This window comes from Nocardia yamanashiensis NBRC 100130 (assembly GCF_001613325.1).
Taxonomy (GTDB): Bacteria; Actinomycetota; Actinomycetes; order Mycobacteriales; family Mycobacteriaceae; genus Nocardia; species Nocardia yamanashiensis.
In genome coordinates this window covers 52,197-71,723 of the sequence record NZ_BDCD01000014.1, presented here as the reverse complement: position 1 = coordinate 71,723, position 19,527 = coordinate 52,197, and the positions used below count along the sequence as shown (strand labels likewise).

Here is a 19,527-nt window from a genome sequence, read left to right as displayed (position 1 = left end):
GTCATATTTCTCAGTGCGGATAGACCGCGGCATCCACGTCGTAGGTCGGCAGGGGACGGTTCGGCGTGCCGGCGTCCTCGCGCGCCCAAGCCGCTACCTCCCGGCACCGTGCGAAGGTGACGTCGCCACATTCCTGGGCATAGGCGATCAGGTTGCGCAGCGCCAGCATTCGACCCGGGCGCCCAGTGAGAAACGGGTGCATGCACACGTTGAACAGGCATCCGTAGTGGCGCATGCCGTCGAGTTCGGCCCGCCACATCTGCTCGACCTTGACCGGGGACTCGATGACCGACCCGATCCGGGGTTCGGGCAGGTAGGCGTACTGCTCCCAGTCGTCGAGCGACCAGTGCACGGGCAGTTCCACGACCGGACCGTGCGGGGTGTCCACGTGGTAGGGCCGGTCGTCGCCCATCAGCGAGGAATCGTAGACCAGGCCGAATTCGGTGAGCAGGGACAGCGTTTGATGGCTGGCGCTCCACATGGCCGCGCGATATCCGCTGATCTCGATGTCCTGCTTGGTGAAGACGTCGAGGGCACGTTCGAAGTCGGCGCGTTCCTCGGCGGCCGACAGCGTGGTGGGCGGGCGGTGGCTGTAGGAGTGGTGCGCCACCTCGTGCCCGCGTTCCACGATCGACGCGGCCAGGCCCGGGCGGTGTTCGGCGACCCAGCCCGGCACGAAGAACGTTGCGGGGACACTCATTTCGTCGAGCAGATCGAGAATGCGCGGCACCCCCACCTCCGGCCCGTACGCCTGATGCGACATCACCATCGGCTGGTCGGCGTAATGCCGTCCTTCGGCGAGGATCGGCGTCTCGGCGTCCACGTCGAAGGTCAGCGTCGCCACCGCCGCCGCGCCGCGAGTCCAGGTCGGTGCGCTCATTTGCCGCTGCGTTCGCGCCAGGCGGCGGCGCAGTCCAGGTTTGCCATGGGGTGCAGCATCTCATGATCGAATGCCGCCAGTTCGGTCCCGGCCGCGACCTTGCGGGGCAGGTCCGGATTGGCGAGTGCGCCGGTGCCCAGCGACAGGATGTCGGCGTGCTCCCCGGTCAGCACGTCGGCGGCCTGCGACAGCTGATGCATGCCGCCATTGGCGATGACCGGGCGGCCGGAGACCTCGCGCGCCAGCTTGGTGATGGTCGTACCGCTGGGCAAGGCGGCCGTCTCGAGGAAATTGCGGCCTTCGCTGGCGATGTGCAGGTAGGTCGCTTCGGTCAAGGCCGCGAAGATGATTCGCGCGTCCGCCTCGCCACCGGGCCAGCGGTAGACGAAATCGTTGACCTTGGTCTGCGACAGCCGGACACCGACGGGATAGTCGCCGACGGCCTCGCGGATGGCGTGCAGCACCCGCGCGGTGAGGCGGATACGGTTCTCCACCGATCCGCCGTACTCGTCGGTGCGCTGATTGGTGTAGTCGGTGAGGAACTGATCGAGCAGATAGCCGTTGGCGCCGTGGATTTCAACGCCGTCGAATCCGGCCGCGCGGGCGTTCCGGGCCGCGGCGACGAATCCCGCGATCACATCGTCGATATCGCGAGTGGTCATTTCCCGGGGCGCGTTCCAAGCGCCGCCGACGCCGCCGTAGTCGACCATCATTTCCCCGCGCGGGCGCACGGCGGACGGGCCGATGGTCTCGAATCCGCGCGCGTTGCCCTGAGAGATGGCTCCGGCGTGCATGAGCTGGGCGATGATCGGAGTGTCAGCCGCATGGACGGCGTCGACGATCGTGCGCCATCCGGCGACGTGCTCGTCGGTGACCAGGCCGGGCTGGTTGAAATAGCCCTGACTGTGCGTGGCATCGGGATGAATGCCCTCGCTGATGATCAGACCGAATCCGCCGGTGGCATAGCCGCGGTAGTACTCGGCCATCTGCGCGGTCGGGGTGCCGTCGGGGGTGGCCGAGACCCGGGTCATGGGCGCGACCGCGAAACGGTTGCGCAGCGCCAGCGCGCCCAGGCCGGCCGGGGCGAGCGCGGGGTGGGTGAGTTCGGTGGTGGTCATCAGCTGTTCTCCTCGGGGGACTCGGGCAGGACGGTGAGTTGCAATGGCGTGGGCTTGGCCCCGTTGATGGGGTTATGGTCTTGCGGGCAGGCCGAAACCACGATCAGGCAATCCATTTCTGCGCGGAAGGTGATGGCGTCGCCGGGCACGGTGGGGGCTTCCAGCCAGGTCAGGGTCCCGTCGGCCGCGACCGGAATGCGCATGAAGACGTTGATCGGCTGCGGTATGAACGCGGGCGGAGCGTATCCGCGCTCGATCATGATCCGGTGCAGGTTGTCCGCGCAGCTGGCGTGATGCGGATCGCCGTAGGCCGCATAGCGTTCCGGATCGCAGGCCGCGATCAGCATGTCGTGCAGGCCCGGAGAAGTGTCGGCGGCGTAGGTCAGGATCGGCCGGCGCCGGTTGGTCACGAACGCCTCGCCGAGTGCGGGAAACAGCCGCGCGGTGTGCGTGCGGGTGTGTGCGGCGCTGTGGTATTCGGTGAGATCGTGTGCGTTGTAGGCGAATACATCACCCACCTGGCCGCCCTCGATGTCGGTGATCCGTAAGTACTCCCCGGCCCGCACGGCCGTCAATCGGGCTCGCCCGGCCGGTACGGTGACCGGCTCCGAGTAGCTCAACGTTGTCATGGCTACCAGTCAACCGAATGCCCCGCACGCCAGGGAATGGATGAACACACAGCATTCGGCTATTTCGGTAGATGTTTCGACATGTCGGACTGGGAATAGCCCTCGGTAGCGTCCTGTTCCATGACTACCGCTTCCGCTATGGCCTCGGCGCTCGCGGCGGGCGAGACGACCGCGACCGAGCTGGCCGGCCGCGCCATCGAGCGGGCGCGGCAACCGGATTCGGCCGCGGTGCTGATCACCGTCACCGCCGAGCGCGCCCGCTGGCAGGCCGATGCCGCCGACCGCCGACGTCTGCGCGGGGCTCGGCGCGGGCTGCTCGACGGTGTGCCGATCGTGTGGAAAGACCTCTTCGACCTACAGGGCACGGTGACGACCAAGGGTTCGGCCAGCCATCTGCACGACCAGCCCGCCGCCGTGGACAGCCGCTTGGTCCGGCGCGCCCACGACAGCGGTCTGGTTACCCTCGGCAAGACCAATCTGAGCGAATTCGCTTTCTCCGGGCTCGGAATCAACCTGTGCTTCGGCACTCCAGCCAATCCTGCCGACCCCGAACTGGTTCCCGGCGGCTCCTCCTCCGGCTCGGCGGTCGCGGTGGCCCGCGGCATCGTCCCGCTGGCGGTCGGCACCGACACGTCGGGATCGGTGCGCGTGCCCGCCGCCTTCTGCGGAATCATCGGGTTCCGTGCCAGCCCCGGCCGTTACGGTGTGCCCGACTTCGCACCGCTCTCACCGACACTCGACAGCATCGGCATCTTCGCCACCACCGTGAACGATATCCGCGAACTGGACCGCGTCCTCGCGTCCACTCGGGCCGCCGCGGCCACTCATTCCAGTCGATTCGTGATACCCGGCGGCGAATGGTCCGAAGATCTCGATCCCGTGGTAGCCGCCGACTTCAACGCCGCGGTCATCGAAATGCGTTGCGCCGGAGCCGATATCGAACTCCGCGACCTCGACTCACTCCGAACCGCGCAGAAGCTCATGGACGACCACGGCACCATCGTCGGCGCCGAAGCCTACGCCCTGCATCACCACCGCCTCGACTCCAGCCTGCCGATCGATCCGGCGACCCGCCGCCGACTCGAAAGCAACACGCACACAGCCGATTCCATCCCCGCCCTCTACACCGCAATGCCCACCCTGAGAAACGCGTTCACCGCCGAACTCGATGGCGCGACCCTCCTGTGTCCCACCGTCCGCCACGCGCCACCACGCCTGTCCGACCTATCCGACCCGGCCGCCTACGACAGCGCGAACGCCTCGACACTGCGCACCACCATGGCGCTCAGCTACCTGGGCACCTGCGGAATCACACTGCCCGTCAGAACCTCGAACTCCGGCCCGGCATCGGGATTGCTGCTGTCGCTGCCACTCGGACGCGACACCGACCTACTCGCGCAAGCCAGTTGGGTGGGTGGCATCCTAGAGGCTGTGAACCCGGCACCGATTTCGTGAGGCCCAGGGGTCACGGTTCCGTCGTGGGGTCCAGCACGATCTTCACCGCGCCGTCGGTCTTCTGCTGGAACATGCGGTAGGCGTCCGGTGCCGAAGCCAGCGGAAGTCGATGGGTGGCGAAGCTTTCCACGCCGAGCGGGTCGTCGTCGCCGAGCAGTGGCAGCAGGTCGCCGATCCAGCGTTTGACATTGGCTTGTCCCATCCGCAGCTGGATCTGCTTGTCGAACAGGATCCGCATCGGCACGGGATCGACCATGCCGCCGTATACGCCCACCAGCGAGATCGTGCCGCCGCGGCGCACCACGTCGATCGCGGTGTCGAACGCGGTGAGCCGGTCGATGCCGACGGTGTCGTTGACCTTCCGTGCCACCGCGCTCGGCAGCAGCGACGACGACCGCTGTGCCAGCGCGGCCAGCGGGGATCCGTGCGCTTCCATGCCGACCGCGTCGATCACCGAGTCGGTGCCCCGCCCGCCGGTGACATCCCGGATGATCGCGCCGAGGGGCCGGTCGAGGGTCGTGAGGTCGATGCATTCGATGCCGCGGGCCGCGACTCGGACGAGTCGTTCGGGCACGCGATCGACGCCGATCACCCGGTAGCCGCGATATGCCGCGATCCGGCAGGCCATATCGCCGATCGGCCCCAGTCCCAGCACCGTGACCGAGCCGCCGTCGGGCACCGCGGCGTATTCGACCGCTTGCCAGGCGGTGGGCAGGACATCGGACAGGTACAGGTAGCGGGCATCGTCCGGGCCGTGCGGAACGCTCACGTGGGTGGCGTCGGCACGGGGCACCCGCAGATATTCGGCCTGTCCTCCCGGGATCTGCCCGTAGAGCTTCGAGTAGCCGAACAAGGCCGCGCCACTGCCGTATTCACGGACCTGCGTCGTCTCGCACTGGGTGGTCAGCCCTTGATCGCACATGAAGCAGTGACCGCAGCTGATCTGGAACGGAATCACGACCCGATCCCCGGGAACCAACTCCGAGACCGCGGAACCGACTTCCTCCACGACGCCGATCGACTCGTGCCCGAGCACGTCCCCGGAACTCATGTACGCGCCGAGCACCTCGTACAGGTGCAGGTCGGACCCGCAGATCCCCGTCGAGGTCACCTTGATGACCGCATCGGTCGGTTCCTCGATCCGCGGATCGGGCACGGATTCGACCGAGACCTTGCGATGGCCCTGCCATGTCACGGCTTTCATAGGTTCTCCTCGATCGAGTGGGCGATTCGTTCGATCGCCTACCCGGCGCCGATCGGGTTATGCGTCACCCGGCCGACCATGGCGCCGGCGCCTCGCCTCAGGAGTCCAGCGGACGATCCTCGGTCCAGTCCAGGAGCAGCCGGCGTTCCCGGAACAACCAGTCGCCGCCGTCGCGCACGAAGATGTCCTGGTAGCGGATCTGCATGACGAACACCCGGGAACCGTCGCCGGTGTCGTAGACGTGCGAAGCGGTGCAATAGGTTTCGCCCTGCACCACGTCGCCGTCGAACGTCAGCAGTTGATTGTCGACGACGTGGCGGGTAGCCCGGTAACGATCCAAAGGCCGCATGGCCGCGGCGATGTTCGCACGGCCACGGACATCGGTGCGGGGCTTCTCCGGCCCCCACTCGACCACGAGCGCACCGTCCTCGGTGAACAGCCCGGCGAGAGCGGTATCGCGCCGCCGGTCGGCGTAGGCGGCATAGCGTTCCACCAGCTCGCGCAGCGCGAGGCGAGTGGGGACGTTGTCCATGGATCAGCCTCCTCGATGGGGAACCGAGAGAATACGCCGAATCCGTTCGCGGACAACACCGTCGGTCCCGCCTGCCGGGCGAGCCGATACGGTGGATGCGTGCTGAACCCGCCGGACCGAACCTTCCCACCCGCACTCACCGCACTGTCCACGGTCGAGTTCCCCTACGACGAATCCTCCGGATCGATCGACTACGAACCCTACGACGACTTCGACTCGGCCGCCGACACCACCGAGTGGCTGCGGGCCTGGACCGGCAACCAAGACCTCGACGGCGATGAGTTCCGGGTGTTCGCGCAAGACGGAACCGGCGGCCTGGTCGCCCTCTGGCTGATCCGGGCCGGCCGCCCACTGACCGAACAGCCGGTGATGTTCTTCGGGTCCGAGGGCCAGGTCGGCCCGGTCGCGAGCACCCTCGCCGATTTCCTCTGGCTGCTCGCCGCCGGCGTCGGCCCGATGGAGGCGGTCGAATACGGTTCCGACACCGGCATACCCCAGAAAGAATTGCGCGCCATCGCCGAAGCCCATTCAGGCATCCCCGTCCGGACACCCGCTGAGATCCTGTCCGCCGCCCGCGCGGAGTTCCCCGATTTCGCCACGACCGTCGAATCCTGGTGCCGCTGAACGGCTCACCGGATCGCCGAGTGACCCGCGGCGGTGGATTCTGGCATTGGCGCAGTCGCTGGTGCCGTTTCGGTCGATCGTGGTGGGCGGTTGGTTACCCAGACCGTCAGCGCACCGATCGCGAACGCGGCGCCGAGAATGCTGCACCCGGTCCATCCCGCGCGGGTGTACACGGCGGTGGTGGTGACCGCGCCGAGGGCCGAGCCGGCTGAGTAGAAGAGCATGTAACTGCCGATGACGGTGCTGGTCCGGTCCGGATGATGCAGCGTGAGTAGGTGCTGGTTGCTGACGTGCGCGGCCTGCACCGCGAAATCCAGGACGATCACGCCGGCGACCACCAGCCACAGTGACCATGATGCTTGTGCTGTCGCCAGCCACGAGACGGTCAGGAGTGCGAGCGCCGCTCCGGTGACCGTGTTCGCGAAACCGTTGTCCGCCCACCGTCCGGCTCGTCCCGCGCCGAGTGCGCCCGCCAGACCGGCGATCCCGAACAAGCCGATCTGGGCGGTGCTGAGCTGCCACGGTGCGGCTTGCAGCGGTAGTGCCAGGCCGCTCCAGAGTGCGCTGAAGGACGCGAACAAGAAGAAGGCGATCAGGCTGCGCGAGAGGAAGAGTCGCTCACGCAGCAGGGAGCGCGACGCGGTCAGCACCTGCCGGTATCGGGGGCGCTCGATGCGAGTGTCTGCCGGTAGGAACTTCGAGACGAGCAATGCGAGAACGACGAGAAGCAAAGCGAGCGCGGCGTAGACGCTGCGCCAGCCCCAGGCTGCGGCCAGTGCGCCGGAGGCGACTCGGGCGCCGAGAATGCCGATGACGACTCCGGAGGTGACCACGCCGAGGGTGCGGCCACGCTCGCGCGGCGCGGCGGTGGCCGCGGCGTAGGCGACCGTTGTCTGGACGACGACCGCGAACAGGCCGGCGACGGCAATTGCGGTGAGCAGCAACCACGTTCGGGCAGCGGTTGCCGCGACCGCGACGCCGAGGGCGGTGAGCAGCAGGTGCCCGATGATGAGCTTGCGCCGGTCGATCATGTCACCGAGCGGCACGAGCAGGATCAGCCCGGCCAGATAGCCGAGCTGCCCCGCCGTGACGATCCATCCCAAATCGCCCCCCGCCATACCCAGGTCGTCGCCGATCAGCGTCAGGATCGGCTGGGCGGAATAGATGGTCGCGACGGACACCGCGCAGATCGCGGCGAACAGCAGGCGCTGACCGAGAGACATGAGCACAGCAATCCAATCAGTAGCAGTTTGCAACTGTTCTGACCGTACGTCAGAATAGTTTCAATCAGCAACCGTTCTGGAGGATGTGATGACCGAACCGGTTACCGCCGACGGCGACTGGACCGACCCGAACTGCCCGGTCGCGCGCACCCTGGACATGGTCGGCGATCGCTGGAGCCTGCTGATCGTTCGCGATGCCATGGACGGCGCGCGCGCGTTCGGAGACTTCCAGCAGTCCACCGGAATCGCGCGCAATATCCTCACCGACCGGCTCCGGCGATTGGTCCACCACGGCATCCTCGAACGCACCACCGCACCGTCGGGCAAGCGGCAGATCTACACGCTCACTCCCGCCGGCCGGGACCTGTTCACCGTCGTCCTCGCTCTGCGTCAGTGGGGCGAGCGGCATGCGTTCGCGCGGGCCGAGGAGCATTCGGTGCTCGTCGACGAGCGCGGCCGCCCGATTCCCGAACTGCACCCGGTGACCTCGACCGGCGGCCCGGCGAACCCGGATACGACATCCGTACGGAAAATCCGATGATTTCGCGCCCGAACTGATCCGAGATGTGAACGGTGCTCGGCGAGTAGGCTGCGTTCAAAGGGGGGACGAGATGCTTCGGAACACTCGGTACGGGATCGTATATCGCCTGCTGACAGGGTTGGCGGGAGTGGTGCTGCTCCTCGCGCCGGCAACGGCGACAGCGCAAAGCCCCACCGTCGAATTGAATGCCTACTGTCAGGACCACGGGTCGACCGGACACCTGGCGAACGGCCGCACGGCGTATTGCGTTCAGGTGCAACGCACCGACGCGTTCGTGTGGTCCTACAGCCGCACCGGCATGGCTCACGATCCGAACGCTCGCGGCTACACCTGCGACGCCAACAGTTGCCGCTGGCCCGACGGCAGTAACGTCCCGAACTATCGCCGTTGCGGAATCCTGTGCGGGGAACCGCCGACCAGCGGCGATATCCAGAGCGGGCTCTACGACTGCTTCCAAGCGGGCACCGACTTCATGGAATGCGAATCGCGAATTCGCTGACACCGTGGCGAACACCCGGGGCCCGTCGTCGGTGACGTAGACGTGCGAAGAGGTGCAGTAGGTTTCGCCCTGCACCACATCGCCGTCGAACGTCAGCAAACGGGTCGTGGATCGGGTCGGAGCACACCTGTCGGTCGCGGTGCGCAATGGAGACGCCGGGCCGGTGAGGGCTGCGTGGGTCAACGCTGCGCGAAGCATACGCCGAGCACCGGGATACCGCGGTCGGCCTGCAGATCCTCAATGCCCGGATTGTGTTCATCGCGAACGTAACCGTCGTTTCGGCGAGGCAGGAGCTTTATTTTTTAGCGGGAATGGTCCGTTGAGCGTGGAGTTTCGAGACCGACTGGTGCACGTGGGGCAGGACGGCGGAATCAGAAACTGATTCGTGTGCTGCGGCCCGGCGGGGCCGTCGAGGACGATGGAGCGGCGATATGTCGATCGAGCGTTTCGAGAGTTGCGAGTGGGAGTTCACGCGGCGGCGGTATCTGGATCTGATGCGGATCGCCGGGCCGGGTTGTCGGGACTGACGAATCCCCGCCCGCGCTGTGCGCGCGGATGGGGTTTCGTGCGGAGTAGTTCACGATCTTCCCTTCTTCCCGAGGAGTATCTGTGTCCGCAGCCCATGAAAACGATGCTGTCGCAGCACCTTTGAAATTCGCCTACTGGGTGCCGAATGTCAGCGGCGGTCTCGTCGTCAGCAATATCGAGCAGCGCACCGACTGGAGTTACGACTACAACAAGAAGCTGGCTGTGCTGGCCGAGAACAACGGCTTCGAATACGCGCTGACCCAGGTGCGATACATGGCCAGCTACGGCGCGGCCTATCAGCACGAATCGACCAGTTTCAGTCTGGCGCTGCTGCTGGCCACCGAACGCCTGAAGGTTATTGCCGCGGTTCATCCCGGTCTCTGGCAGCCCGCGGTGCTGGCCAAACTGCTGGCCACCGCCGACCATCTCTCCGGTGGCCGGGCCGCGGTGAACGTGGTGAGCGGCTGGTTCAAGGGGGAGTTCACCGCTCTCGGCGAGCCGTGGCTCGAACACGATGAACGCTATCGGCGTTCGGAGGAATTCATCCGGGTGCTGCGCAAGAGCTGGACTGAGGACGCGGCCGAGTTCGCGGGCGACTTCTATCGCCTGCGCGGCTTCGACCTCAAGCCCAAACCGATTGCGGCCCACGGACGTCCGCATCCGGAGATCTTCCAAGGCGGCAATTCCACCGCGGCCCGGGCCATGGCGGGGCGGGTCTCGGACTGGTATTTCAGCAATGGCAAGGACTTCGACGGCATCACCGAGCAGATCACCGAGGTCCGCGCTTCGGCCGCCGAGCACGGCCGCACGGTTCGGTTCGGGCTCAATGGATTCCTCATCGCCCGCGACACCGAGGCCGAGGCGAAGGACACCCTGCGCGAGATCGTCGCCAAAGCCGACCCGGAGGCGGTCGAGGGATTCCGGGGCGCGGTGCAGCAGGCGGGCAACTCCACCGGCGACAAGCGCGGTATGTGGGCCGACTCCACGTTCGAGGATCTGGTCCAGTACAACGACGGATTCCGGTCCAAGCTCATCGGTACTCCCGAGCAGGTCGCGCGGCGGATCATCGAGTACAAGAAGCGCGGGGTGAACCTGCTGCTGCTCGGATTCCTGCACTACCACGAGGAAGTCGAGTATTTCGGCAAGCATGTGCTGCCGATCGTGCGCGAACTGGAGGCCGAATCGGCGGTAGGCGCGGGCACTCCCGAGCCGGTGGGGGTGGCGCGATGACCACCGTTGAGCACAAGACCACCACCGACGCCGAACTGGACGCGGTCTTCGGGCCGATCTTCGAGCGGATCGCCGCGGGCGCGGTCGAGCGCGAGACCGATCGGCGGCTGCCGTTCGAGGAAGTCGGCTGGTTGCGCGCGGCCAATTTCGGGGCGCTGCGGGTGCCGGTCGAATTCGGCGGCTACGGGGTCACGGTGCGGCAGCTGTTCCGGCAGCTGATCGCCCTGGCCGCCGCGGAATCGAATCTGCCGCAAGCCCTGCGGGTGCATTGGTCGTTCGTCGAGGACCAACTGCTGGCCGCAGACGGGCCGGAGCGGGAGCGCTGGCTGCGCGCGGTGGCGGAGGGCACGCTGGTCGGCAATGCGATCACCGAGCCGGGCGTCGGCGCGGTCGACCGCTACCGCACGCGCCTGACCCGCGACGGCGAGCATTGGCGGCTGGACGGGACGAAGTACTACAGCACCGGTTCGCTGTACGCGGATTACATTCTGGCGGCGGCGGATCGCGAGGGCGAGCGGGTCGGTGTGCTGGTGGATGCCAACGCCGAGGGGGTGCGCCAGCACGATGATTGGGACGGGTTCGGGCAGCGGCTCACCGCCAGCGGCACCACCGAATTCACCGGGGTGCTCGTCACCGACGAGCGCATCCTCGGCCCCGGATACGGGACGCCGGGTCCCACCTACGCGACGGCCTACCTGCAACTGGTGCAGCTGGCGGTGCTGGCCGGGATCGCCCGGCGCGCCGAACACGACGCCCGTGACTGGGTGGCGGCGCGCACCCGCGGCTACACCCACTCCGTCGCGGACCTGCCGCGCCGGGATCCGTTGGTACAGCAGGTGATCGGGCGGCTGTCGGCCGCCGCCTTCGCCGCCGAGGCCACGGTGCTCGCGGTCGCCGATGTGCTCGACGCGGTACTGGCCGACGGGGCGCGCGACGAAAAGCAGTTGGTGGCAGCCGAACTCGCCGCCGCGCAAGCCCAGCTCGCGGTCATCGACCTGGTACTGCCCGCGACCACGCTGCTGTTCGAAGTCGGTGGCGCGTCCGCGGTTTCGGAGCGGCTGCGGCTGGATCGGCACTGGCGCAACGCACGCACCATCTCGGTGCACAATCCGGCCATCCAGAAGGCGCGCGCCCTCGGCGATCATCTGCTCAACGGCGCCGACCTGCCGTTCGCGTGGAGTGCGGGCGAGCGCGTACCGGCGGCGGGAGCCGGGCAATGACCCGCCGCATCCGCTTCAACGCGTTCGACATGAACTGCGTGGCCCACCAGTCGCCGGGCCTGTGGCGGCATCCGGCGGATCAGTCGCATCGATACAAGGAGCTCGGCTACTGGACCGAGCTGGCGAAACTGCTGGAGCGCGGGCGCTTCGACGGCATCTTCATCGCCGACGTGCTGGGCACCTACGACGTGTACGGCGGCAACGACATCGCCGCCCTGCGTCAGGGTGCGCAGATCCCGGTGGCCGATCCGCTGCTGCTGGTCTCGGCCATGGCCGCGGTCACCGAGCACCTCGGTTTCGGGATCACCACCGGCACCGGGTTCGAGCACCCGTATCCCTTCGCGCGCCGGCTGTCCACCCTCGACCATCTCACCGGCGGCCGGCTGGGCTGGAACGTGGTCACCGGGTATCTGCCTTCGGCCGCAAGGAATTTCGGGGCCGACGATCAGCTCGACCACGACGATCGGTACGACCAGGCCGACGAATACCTCGAGGTGCTCTACAAGCTGTGGGAGGGCTCGTGGGAGGACGACGCGGTGGTGCGCGACACCGCGCGCGGCGTCTACGTGGATCCGGCGAAGGTGCACCACATCGGGCATCGCGGCAAGCACTACACGGTGCCGGGCATCCATCTGTCAGAACCGTCGCCGCAGCGGACGCCGGTGATATACCAGGCCGGGGCTTCGACACGCGGGGTGCGCTTCGCCGCCGAGAACGCCGAGGCCATTTTCGTGGCCGGTCCGTCCAAAAGGGTACTGGCACAAACGGTGTCCCGGATCCGGGACGCGCTGGAAGCCGCGGGCCGTGACCGCTACGCCGCCCGGATCTACGCACTGGCCACCATTGTCACCGATGCCACCGACGACGCCGCGCACAACAAGCACCGGGAGTACCTGTCCTACGCCAGTGTCGAGGGCGGGCTGGTGTTCATGTCCGGCTGGATGGGCATCGACCTGTCACGCTACGACCTGGACGATCCGATCGGCGAGGTGGAGAGCAATGCCATCCAGTCCGCGGTGGCCGCCTTCCAGGAGTTCGACGACGACGGCCGGGAATGGACCGTCCGCGATATCGGCCGCTGGGCGGGGATCGGCGGAATGGGGCCGGTCTTCGTCGGTTCCGGGGACACCGTCGCCGACCAGCTCCAGGACTGGGTGGCCGACACCGATCTCGACGGGTTCAACCTGGCCTACGCCATCACGCCGGGAAGTTTCGAAGACATTGTGCGCCATGTCGTTCCGGCGCTGACCGCCCGCGGCGCGTATGCCACCGAGTACGTTCCCGGCACCCTGCGCAACGCCTTGTTCGGTGCGGGCGACCGGCTACCGCCGGAGCATCGGGGCGCACGCTATCGCCTCGGGGGCGCGGGCTCGACCGCCCTGCCCGACGCTGTGGCCCGTCCGGGAGCCGCCGCAACCGATACCGCCGACCACGAGTCACTCTCCTCAGCTTCCGATCTCGAAAGGGTGATCCCCGCATGACTTCTCAGCTCGATTCCACCCGTACCGCCGCCGTCATCGGCGCCGGGCAGACCGGCGTCACCGCGGCCCTGGGCCTGCTCGACGCCGGATTCGACGTCACCCTCTACAGCGACCGCGACCAGCGCGCGCTGCGCGACGACGTCCCGGCCACCGGCACCGCGCTCGAATTCGGTGAAACCCAGCAGGCCGAAGCCGCACTCGGGCTCGACACCTACACCGCCCGCGCACCGCGGCACACCGGTCTGAGCGTGCGCATCGCGGGACCCGAGCAGGCCGAACTCATCGCCTTCGACGGACATTTCGACGGGTATGTGGGTGTTGCGGTCGATACGCGGCTCAAGGCCGACGAACGGCTGACCGCGTTCATCGAACGCGGCGGGCACTTCGTCGTCGAGCAAGTGACGCCCGAGAAGCTGGACAGTATCGCCGCCGATGTCGACCTCACACTGGTCGCCACCGGACGCGGCGGGCTGTCGGACCTGTTCGCGATCGACGAGTCCCGCAGCCCCTACGCCGCGCCGCAGCGTTCGTTGCTCACCGTCACCGTCACCGGGCTCGGCTACGACGAGAGCGTGTTCGCGCACCGCAGCCGGGCGGGCGGGGCGCACAGCCTGTTCTCCATCCTCGCCGATCAGGGCGAAGCCTGGTGGGGACCGTACCTGCACAAGGACATTGGTCCCAGCTGGGCCTTCCTGGGCTGGGCCAAGCCCGGCAGCGATTGGGAGAAGCGTTTCGCCGCAGCCGATTCCGCGGACTCCGCGCTGCGGATCGTGCAGCAGCTCTACCGCGACTACCTCGACTGGGACCTGCCCGAGGTGCTGGCCGCACAGACCATCGCCGCGGATCGGCACTCCTGGCTGAAAGGCGCTGTCCGCCCGGTGGTGCGCGCGGGTGCCGGGCGCACCGCGGGCGGTCACGTGGTGGCCTCGCTCGGCGACACCTCGGCCGCGTACGACCCGATCGCGGGGCAGGGCGCGCAGAGCGGACTGATCCAGGCTCAGCGCCTGGTCGCGGCCGCCGCCGTGCACGAAGGACCCTTCGACGAGGAGTGGATCACCGCGCAATACCGGGCGTTCCTGGCCGCGCGCGGTGACGCGGCGAACCGGGTGACGCGGTTGTTCCTCGGCGATCCCGAGTTCGCCGAGATCGGCGGCCAGCTGTTCGCCGCCGCCGCGGTCGAGCCGCGCTTCGCCGCCGCGCTCGTCGGCCTGCTGCATCGCCCGCAACCGTTCCTCGGCGTCGATTCCCTCGCTGCGGCAGGGCGATTCATCACCGAGGTCACCGGCCAGGACGCGGCCGAGCTGCTGGCTCGTTTCGAACCCGCCGGGCGCTTCGCTCGTTCCGCTTACGCCGGTGGCCTCGCCACCGCGTAACCGACTCGCCGATACAGGAGATGCCGTGACCACGACCGAGAATGCCCGAGGCACCCGATGACCGAGATCACCGACCGGCCGGTGACCGCACACGTGATCGCCGACGCCGACGAGGCATTGGCGGTCGCGGCACGGCTCGCCACCCACTTCGCCACCAATGCCGCCGGCCGCGACGCACGACGCGAGCTGCCACGCGCCGAGCTGGACGCGCTGTCCGCCAGCGGGCTGCTGGGCATCACCGTGCCGCGCGCCCACGGTGGCGCGGACGTGCCGACTTCGGTCGTGGTGGAAGTGTTCCGGCTGCTGGCGGCAGCCGACCCGAACATCGCCCAGATTCCGCACAGCCACTTCGTTTACGTGAACGCGTTGCGGCAGAACGGTGCCGCAGAGCTACAGCGCTATCTCTTCTCGGAAGTGCTGGCGGGCAAGCGATTCGGGAACGCGCAATCCGAGGCGGGCACCAAACACGTGCAGGACTACCGCACCCGCCTGCGGGCGCACCCCGACGGCGGCCATGTTCTCGACGGTGTCAAGCACTATTCGACCGGTGCGCTGTTCGCGCATTGGATTCCGGTGCTGGCCAAGAACGACGACGACCGGATCGTGGTGGCCTATGTCCCCGCCGACGCCGACGGCCTCACCGTCGTCGACGACTGGGACGGCATGGGGCAGCGAACCACCGCCAGTGGGTCGGTGCGTCTCGAGGGGGTGCGGGTTCCGTCGAATCACGTGGTCCCGCATCATCTCACCTTCACCGGGCCGCAGCTCTACGGCGCCCGGGCGCAGATCCTGCACACCGCGATCGACGCGGGCATCGCGCGCGGCGCACTGTCGGAGGCCGTCGAGTTCGTTCGCACCCGCAGCCGGCCGTGGTTCGAAGCCGGTGTCGAACAGGCCGCCGATGATCCGCTCACCATCCAGCGTTTCGGTGAATTGGAGGTCACGGTGCGCGCGGCCGAGGCACTGCTGTCGGTGGCGGCCGACACCATCGACCGGGCCGCCGGCGATCTCGACGACGACAGCGCCGCCGCCGCGTCCATCGCCGTCGCCACCGCGAAAGCCGCCGCCGACCGCGCCGCTCTGGACGTGACCAACGCGCTGTTCGAGGTGTCCGGGACCCGTTCGGCGCTGGATTCACTGAACCTGCATCGGCATTGGCGCAATGCCCGCACCCACACCTTGCACGACCCGGTGCGCTGGAAACTCCAGCACATCGGCCGCTATCTGCTCTCCGGCACCCCGCCCCCGCGGCACGGCGTCCTCTGAGGGAGCCTGGACAAGGGTCTCGCCTCGGCGCTCGGTGGGTCCTACCGAGGCGCGACCCTCGTATCGGCTCGGACGGTTCCACCTGCTGGGCCGACATCACCGCCGTACCCATGACAACCGTTCTCACACCAGCGTGATTGACCCCGATCTTGGCGGGTATGTCGGAGACGCATGCGGCTTCCCTTTTCGGAGGCCCGAGAGTGAGACAAGGAGCGAGCCGATGCTCGGACTGGGAATTCTGGGTTGGATCATTATCGGTGGCCTGGCGGGATGGATCGCCAGCAAGATCATGAAAACTGATGCCCAGCAGGGGATTCTGCTCAACATCGTCGTCGGCATCGTAGGCGGTCTGCTGGGCGGTTTCCTGCTGAAGCTGTTGGGCGTGGACGTCGAAGGCGGTGGCTTGTGGTTCAGCTTCTTCACCTGCTTGGGCGGTGCGGTAATTCTGCTGTTCCTGGTCAACCTGGTCACCGGCCGCCGAAACGCATTGCGCTGAGATCCCCCATGAGCTCGGATCCACGCGCCGAAAGACCCGCCCGTTCAGCCAGAAAGCAAACACACATCACCCGAACCGAATCGGACGATTCCGAGGACGCCGAGGTGCGCTGGCCGGAACCCAGCCGCCTCGAAGGGTGGTGGGACGAGGTCATGTATCCGACCCGCCCTCCCGCCTCAGCGTGAATCCGCCTGACCCACCCGGCCGTCCGCATAACTGCGGCATTGCCGGGTAGGCGGGGACTACCCGCTACCAGGGTCAGGAGGTGATGGTGATGTCACCGATGTGCACACAGATGACGGACATGCTCCGCAGCATGTGGAACATGATGTTCCCCAACATGCCGATGTAGTGCCTCCGCTCGACCACATCACTGGTCGCCCCACCGCAGCCGCGGTGGGGCGACCAGTTCGTTGCATACGCTTGTGACCATGAGTGACGACCAGACGCCGAAGGAGCGATTCCTCGTATGCCATGACTACGGGATGGGTGGGCTGTGGTGGTGGATGCAAGCGCGTTCGGCACGTGAGATCGCTGAGACTTTCGCTGAGGTCCGGGTCATCGACGATTGGGCGCGGTTGGCCGAGGCCGAGGATTGGGAGTTGGACGAGGTCGATATCGACGAGCCCGGCGATTCTGCGTTGAACAGCTTTCGCGCCAAACGGCTCGTTCAGCGGAGTCGGCCGGGCTTCGGAATGGTGGCAGACCGTGAGGTGCTGCATACACGCCAGCGTTGGGAGGGTGAGGACGGTGTGCCCGCCGCCGACTACCTGACCGAGATCACGCGCGGCTATCGAACGCGCCAGGTCGAGATACGCGACAGCGGTGAAGCAATCCGGACCGGCCTCGACGACTTCCCCCTCAATCCGCCGATCGACCTGTGGGATCCAGACCTGGTGGACTCGCAGATCACGGCGGAAGAGTTCGAAAGCGCTTGGGGCAGAGCGGTTCCTGCAGCGCCGAACTGAGTCTCGGCCGGAACTCATGCCGATTTCTCGGGCACCGCCAAGGTCGATTCACGTTGTTCGGCACGGGTTTTGCGGCTGATGATGGCGCCTACGAGGGCGGCGAGGGGGGTCATGAGGACCGCGTAGACGGCGGCGGGTACGGCTATTCGGGGGGTTTCGAGGACGCTGAGGGCGAGGGTGATGGCTATGGCGCTGTTGTGGACGCCGATTTCCATTGATGAGGCGATGGCTTGTGGGGCGGGGATGCCGAATGCGCGGGGGACGAAGTAGCCGGTGGTGAGGCTGATCAGGCAGAAGAGGGCGGTGATGGTGCCTACGTCGAGGACGTAGCCGCCGATGGCGGAGCGGTCGTTGAGCATGGCGGCGAGGACGAGGGTGGCCAGGATGGCGATGGAGGCGATGCGGACGGGGCGGTCCATGGTGGCGGCGAAGCCCGGGGCGCGGTGGCGGACGGCCATGCCGATCACGACGGGGACGAGGACGATCACTACGACCTGAACGGTTTTGCCGAATTGCAGGCCGAGTTCGCCGGTCTGGTCGTGGGCGAAGCGGTTGATCGCGAGGTTGGTGACCAGGGGGACGGTGACCACGCACAGGATCGAATTGATCGCGGTCAGGGTGACATTGAGGGCTACGTCGCCGCGGAAGAGGTGGCTGAAGAGGTTCGCGGTGGCGCCGCCGGGGGAGGCGGCCAGCAGCATCATGCCGACCGCGAGCAAGGGGGAGAGGTTGAACAGTTCGACCAGGGCGAATGCGACGAGGGGGAGCACGATGACCTGGCAGGTCAGGGCGATCGCGACCGCTTTCGGGGCGCGGGTGACGCGGGTGAAGTCGGCGGTGGTGAGGGAGAGGCCGAGCCCGAACATGATCACGGCGAGGGCCGGGGGCAGGGCCGTGGTGAGGAAGGAAGAGTTCATAGACCATCGAGTATGGAGAAGCGGCGGGAGCCGGGCAGTGCCTTTCGATCCGAGCGAACGGCAGTTGACCCGGCTCGAGTATCAGATGGTCTGTAACCGCTGGACGTAGGCCACCGCGTCGCCCACCGTCTTCAGGGCGGCGAAGGTTTGGTCCGGGATCTCGAGTTGATACCTGCCCTCGAGCTGCACCGCGATCTCGACCAGCGACAGCGAGTCGATGTCGAGGTCCGCGCCGAACGACTTCTCGGGCGTCACGTCCGCGGCGTCGACGCCGGTGACTTCCTCGATGACCGTGGCGATCCCGGTGATGATCGATTCTTCCGTGGTGGTCATGGCATCCCCCTTCTCTACCTCGGTATCGCCGATAGCTCCGAACTCGTTGCAGCCAAGTTCTTCCGCATTGCTACCGAGGGGCTAGGGGGACTCCGGTGAACTCTTCTTGAGCTTTCGCCAGCCACCCGCACGGTTGTTCGCGATGATGTGCCGGAACATGGTCAGAAGCGCTGGGGCGTTGAGCTGCTGTCCTTCCCAGACCGCGACGGTGCGCGCCGTGGTGTTGTCGTGACCTCCGGTGATGATGTGCTCGGGATCGGGGACGATAGCGCCGTCGTAGAGGAACACGTTGACGTGATCCTTGGTCGCGAGCAGAGCGCAGATATTGCCCTGGAGGACGAAGTACGGCCGCACGGTCCGTTTGATGGTCTCCTCGACCTCCGGGTCGGCGGCGTGCACGAGGTCGCGAACTTCCCGGCAGATCGCTTGCTGCCATTCGGGCAGGGCATCGATATAGGCGTCCACCCGCGGATCGACTCGATAGACCATGATCGAGACGCTAGATGAATTCCGCGCGGAACACCCGTCTATACCGCTATGCAGCAGATGAACATCTGGGCCGTCGTCACGGCCGTGATCGCGGGATTCGTCGTGGCCAACGTCTATTACATGGTCACCGCCAAGCCGCTCGCCGCCGCGGGCAGCAATGTCGATACCGAGGGCCGGCCACCGGCGTGGAAGGTCGGCATCGAATTGCTACGCCTGGTGGTGCTGACGGTGGTCGTCGCGAAGCTGACGGTGGCGACGGGAGCCGACGGCTGGTGGGCCGGGGTGAAACTGGCGTTGGGCCTGTGGATCGGGTTCCCGGCAATCCTGTTGTCGGGCTCGATGATCTGGGAGAACGTGCCCTGGCGCGTCGCGCTCATCCACGCCGGCGACTGGCTGCTCAAACTCCTGTTGATCACCATCGTGGTGGCTTCCTGGCGATAGCCCGGTAGAACAGCTCGCGGTGGCGCCTATAACCCTGTGTCCGGACAGCCGGTGCCGGGGATTCGGGGAGGACGACTGTC

General features: G+C 67.1%; 21 protein-coding genes. 12 read left to right on the top strand and 9 right to left on the bottom strand.

The window, feature by feature from the left end; all coding sequences use genetic code 11:
* Positions 1 to 10 precede the first annotated feature (10 nt).
* From NY1_RS14880 to NY1_RS14870, 3 genes are read right to left on the bottom strand one after another with little or no spacing between them, the layout of a single operon-like run.
* On the bottom strand, positions 11 to 880 hold the full coding sequence (locus NY1_RS14880; RefSeq protein WP_067712694.1) for a polysaccharide deacetylase family protein: 870 nt from the start codon (positions 878 to 880) through the stop codon (positions 11 to 13).
* Positions 877 to 1,998, bottom strand: coding sequence for an oxidoreductase (locus NY1_RS14875; RefSeq protein ID WP_067712691.1), 1,122 nt, complete (start codon positions 1,996 to 1,998; stop codon positions 877 to 879). Before NY1_RS14875 ends, NY1_RS14880 begins: the two co-directional genes overlap by 4 nt.
* Positions 1,998 to 2,627 (bottom strand): DUF1989 domain-containing protein, encoded by a 630-nt coding sequence (locus tag NY1_RS14870; RefSeq protein ID WP_067712688.1) that lies wholly within the window; start codon positions 2,625 to 2,627, stop codon positions 1,998 to 2,000. The genes NY1_RS14875 and NY1_RS14870 overlap by 1 nt, the downstream gene beginning before the upstream one ends.
* A 120-nt stretch (positions 2,628 to 2,747) precedes the next feature.
* Between NY1_RS14870 and NY1_RS14865 the strand changes: the two genes are divergently transcribed.
* Positions 2,748 to 4,082: an amidase family protein gene (locus NY1_RS14865; protein WP_084534981.1), complete on the top strand. Its 1,335-nt coding sequence runs from the start codon at positions 2,748 to 2,750 to the stop codon at positions 4,080 to 4,082.
* A 10-nt stretch (positions 4,083 to 4,092) separates the two neighbouring features.
* Here NY1_RS14865 and NY1_RS14860 read toward each other — a convergent pair whose 3' ends face one another.
* Positions 4,093 to 5,286: an alcohol dehydrogenase catalytic domain-containing protein gene (locus NY1_RS14860; protein WP_067712683.1), complete on the bottom strand. Its 1,194-nt coding sequence runs from the start codon at positions 5,284 to 5,286 to the stop codon at positions 4,093 to 4,095.
* 97 nt (positions 5,287 to 5,383) lie between these two features.
* A complete protein-coding gene (locus NY1_RS14855; RefSeq protein WP_067712680.1) occupies positions 5,384 to 5,818 on the bottom strand; it encodes a nuclear transport factor 2 family protein in 435 nt (144 codons plus the stop codon).
* Between the two features lie 15 nt (positions 5,819 to 5,833).
* Here NY1_RS14855 and NY1_RS14850 point away from each other — a divergent pair, with 15 nt between their 5' ends.
* On the top strand, positions 5,834 to 6,442 hold the full coding sequence (locus tag NY1_RS14850; RefSeq protein WP_218028358.1) for a hypothetical protein: 609 nt from the start codon (positions 5,834 to 5,836) through the stop codon (positions 6,440 to 6,442).
* Between the two features lie 5 nt (positions 6,443 to 6,447).
* On the opposite strand, the gene NY1_RS14845 is transcribed toward NY1_RS14850, so the two are convergent.
* Positions 6,448 to 7,665 carry an MFS transporter gene (locus NY1_RS14845; RefSeq protein ID WP_084535030.1) on the bottom strand — a complete coding sequence of 406 codons (1,218 nt, stop codon included), beginning with the start codon at positions 7,663 to 7,665 and terminating at the stop codon, positions 6,448 to 6,450.
* Between the two features lie 88 nt (positions 7,666 to 7,753).
* Here NY1_RS14845 and NY1_RS14840 point away from each other — a divergent pair, with 88 nt between their 5' ends.
* From NY1_RS14840 to NY1_RS14800, 9 genes are all read left to right on the top strand, one after another.
* Positions 7,754 to 8,206, top strand: coding sequence for a winged helix-turn-helix transcriptional regulator (locus NY1_RS14840; protein WP_067712675.1), 453 nt, complete (start codon positions 7,754 to 7,756; stop codon positions 8,204 to 8,206).
* A gap of 127 nt (positions 8,207 to 8,333) precedes the next feature.
* Complete coding sequence (locus NY1_RS14835) at positions 8,334 to 8,705, top strand: hypothetical protein (protein ID WP_157762246.1); 372 nt, start codon at positions 8,334 to 8,336, stop codon at positions 8,703 to 8,705.
* A gap of 609 nt (positions 8,706 to 9,314) precedes the next feature.
* On the top strand, positions 9,315 to 10,463 hold the full coding sequence (sfnG, locus tag NY1_RS14830) for a dimethylsulfone monooxygenase SfnG (protein WP_067712669.1): 1,149 nt from the start codon (positions 9,315 to 9,317) through the stop codon (positions 10,461 to 10,463).
* Complete coding sequence (locus NY1_RS14825; protein ID WP_067712666.1) at positions 10,460 to 11,683, top strand: acyl-CoA dehydrogenase family protein; 1,224 nt, start codon at positions 10,460 to 10,462, stop codon at positions 11,681 to 11,683. Before sfnG ends, NY1_RS14825 begins: the two co-directional genes overlap by 4 nt.
* Positions 11,680 to 13,164, top strand: a complete 1,485-nt coding sequence (locus tag NY1_RS14820) for an LLM class flavin-dependent oxidoreductase (RefSeq protein WP_067712663.1) — start codon at positions 11,680 to 11,682, stop codon at positions 13,162 to 13,164. Before NY1_RS14825 ends, NY1_RS14820 begins: the two co-directional genes overlap by 4 nt.
* On the top strand, positions 13,161 to 14,537 hold the full coding sequence (locus NY1_RS14815; protein WP_067712658.1) for a styrene monooxygenase/indole monooxygenase family protein: 1,377 nt from the start codon (positions 13,161 to 13,163) through the stop codon (positions 14,535 to 14,537). Before NY1_RS14820 ends, NY1_RS14815 begins: the two co-directional genes overlap by 4 nt.
* A 57-nt stretch (positions 14,538 to 14,594) precedes the next feature.
* On the top strand, positions 14,595 to 15,803 hold the full coding sequence (locus NY1_RS14810; protein ID WP_067712657.1) for an SfnB family sulfur acquisition oxidoreductase: 1,209 nt from the start codon (positions 14,595 to 14,597) through the stop codon (positions 15,801 to 15,803).
* Between the two features lie 220 nt (positions 15,804 to 16,023).
* Entirely contained in the window at positions 16,024 to 16,299 is a 276-nt protein-coding gene (locus NY1_RS14805; RefSeq protein ID WP_067712655.1) for a GlsB/YeaQ/YmgE family stress response membrane protein, read from the top strand.
* A gap of 431 nt (positions 16,300 to 16,730) precedes the next feature.
* Positions 16,731 to 17,267 (top strand): hypothetical protein, encoded by a 537-nt coding sequence (locus NY1_RS14800; RefSeq protein WP_067713524.1) that lies wholly within the window; start codon positions 16,731 to 16,733, stop codon positions 17,265 to 17,267.
* A 14-nt stretch (positions 17,268 to 17,281) separates the two neighbouring features.
* Here the strand turns inward: NY1_RS14800 and NY1_RS14795 are convergent, their stop codons facing one another.
* The 3 genes from NY1_RS14795 to NY1_RS14785 form a co-directional block, all read right to left on the bottom strand.
* Complete coding sequence (locus tag NY1_RS14795) at positions 17,282 to 18,184, bottom strand: bile acid:sodium symporter family protein (RefSeq protein ID WP_067712653.1); 903 nt, start codon at positions 18,182 to 18,184, stop codon at positions 17,282 to 17,284.
* A gap of 81 nt (positions 18,185 to 18,265) precedes the next feature.
* Complete coding sequence (locus tag NY1_RS14790) at positions 18,266 to 18,517, bottom strand: acyl carrier protein (protein ID WP_067712650.1); 252 nt, start codon at positions 18,515 to 18,517, stop codon at positions 18,266 to 18,268.
* 81 nt (positions 18,518 to 18,598) lie between these two features.
* Positions 18,599 to 19,006, bottom strand: a complete 408-nt coding sequence (locus tag NY1_RS14785; protein WP_067712647.1) for a DUF1801 domain-containing protein — start codon at positions 19,004 to 19,006, stop codon at positions 18,599 to 18,601.
* Positions 19,007 to 19,054: 48 nt separating this feature from the next.
* Here NY1_RS14785 and NY1_RS14780 point away from each other — a divergent pair, with 48 nt between their 5' ends.
* Entirely contained in the window at positions 19,055 to 19,447 is a 393-nt protein-coding gene (locus NY1_RS14780; RefSeq protein WP_067712645.1) for a DUF1761 domain-containing protein, read from the top strand.
* Positions 19,448 to 19,527: the final 80 nt, after the last annotated feature.

Excerpts from the sequence above, each read along its gene's own strand:
- NY1_RS14880 (WP_067712694.1), bottom strand. The coding sequence starts at position 880 with ATGAGCGCACCGACCTGGACTCGCGGCGCGGCGGCGGTGGCGACGCTG.
- NY1_RS14875 (WP_067712691.1), bottom strand. The coding sequence starts at position 1,998 with ATGACCACCACCGAACTCACCCACCCCGCGCTCGCCCCGGCCGGCCTG.
- NY1_RS14870 (WP_067712688.1), bottom strand. The coding sequence starts at position 2,627 with ATGACAACGTTGAGCTACTCGGAGCCGGTCACCGTACCGGCCGGGCGA.
- NY1_RS14865 (WP_084534981.1), top strand. The coding sequence starts at position 2,748 with ATGACTACCGCTTCCGCTATGGCCTCGGCGCTCGCGGCGGGCGAGACG.
- NY1_RS14860 (WP_067712683.1), bottom strand. The coding sequence starts at position 5,286 with ATGAAAGCCGTGACATGGCAGGGCCATCGCAAGGTCTCGGTCGAATCC.
- NY1_RS14855 (WP_067712680.1), bottom strand. The coding sequence starts at position 5,818 with ATGGACAACGTCCCCACTCGCCTCGCGCTGCGCGAGCTGGTGGAACGC.
- NY1_RS14850 (WP_218028358.1), top strand. The coding sequence starts at position 5,834 with ATGGGGAACCGAGAGAATACGCCGAATCCGTTCGCGGACAACACCGTC.
- NY1_RS14845 (WP_084535030.1), bottom strand. The coding sequence starts at position 7,665 with ATGTCTCTCGGTCAGCGCCTGCTGTTCGCCGCGATCTGCGCGGTGTCC.
- NY1_RS14840 (WP_067712675.1), top strand. The coding sequence starts at position 7,754 with ATGACCGAACCGGTTACCGCCGACGGCGACTGGACCGACCCGAACTGC.
- NY1_RS14825 (WP_067712666.1), top strand. The coding sequence starts at position 10,460 with ATGACCACCGTTGAGCACAAGACCACCACCGACGCCGAACTGGACGCG.
- NY1_RS14820 (WP_067712663.1), top strand. The coding sequence starts at position 11,680 with ATGACCCGCCGCATCCGCTTCAACGCGTTCGACATGAACTGCGTGGCC.
- NY1_RS14815 (WP_067712658.1), top strand. The coding sequence starts at position 13,161 with ATGACTTCTCAGCTCGATTCCACCCGTACCGCCGCCGTCATCGGCGCC.
- NY1_RS14810 (WP_067712657.1), top strand. The coding sequence starts at position 14,595 with ATGACCGAGATCACCGACCGGCCGGTGACCGCACACGTGATCGCCGAC.
- NY1_RS14805 (WP_067712655.1), top strand. The coding sequence starts at position 16,024 with ATGCTCGGACTGGGAATTCTGGGTTGGATCATTATCGGTGGCCTGGCG.
- NY1_RS14800 (WP_067713524.1), top strand. The coding sequence starts at position 16,731 with ATGAGTGACGACCAGACGCCGAAGGAGCGATTCCTCGTATGCCATGAC.
- NY1_RS14795 (WP_067712653.1), bottom strand. The coding sequence starts at position 18,184 with ATGAACTCTTCCTTCCTCACCACGGCCCTGCCCCCGGCCCTCGCCGTG.
- NY1_RS14790 (WP_067712650.1), bottom strand. The coding sequence starts at position 18,517 with ATGACCACCACGGAAGAATCGATCATCACCGGGATCGCCACGGTCATC.
- NY1_RS14785 (WP_067712647.1), bottom strand. The coding sequence starts at position 19,006 with ATGGTCTATCGAGTCGATCCGCGGGTGGACGCCTATATCGATGCCCTG.
- NY1_RS14780 (WP_067712645.1), top strand. The coding sequence starts at position 19,055 with ATGCAGCAGATGAACATCTGGGCCGTCGTCACGGCCGTGATCGCGGGA.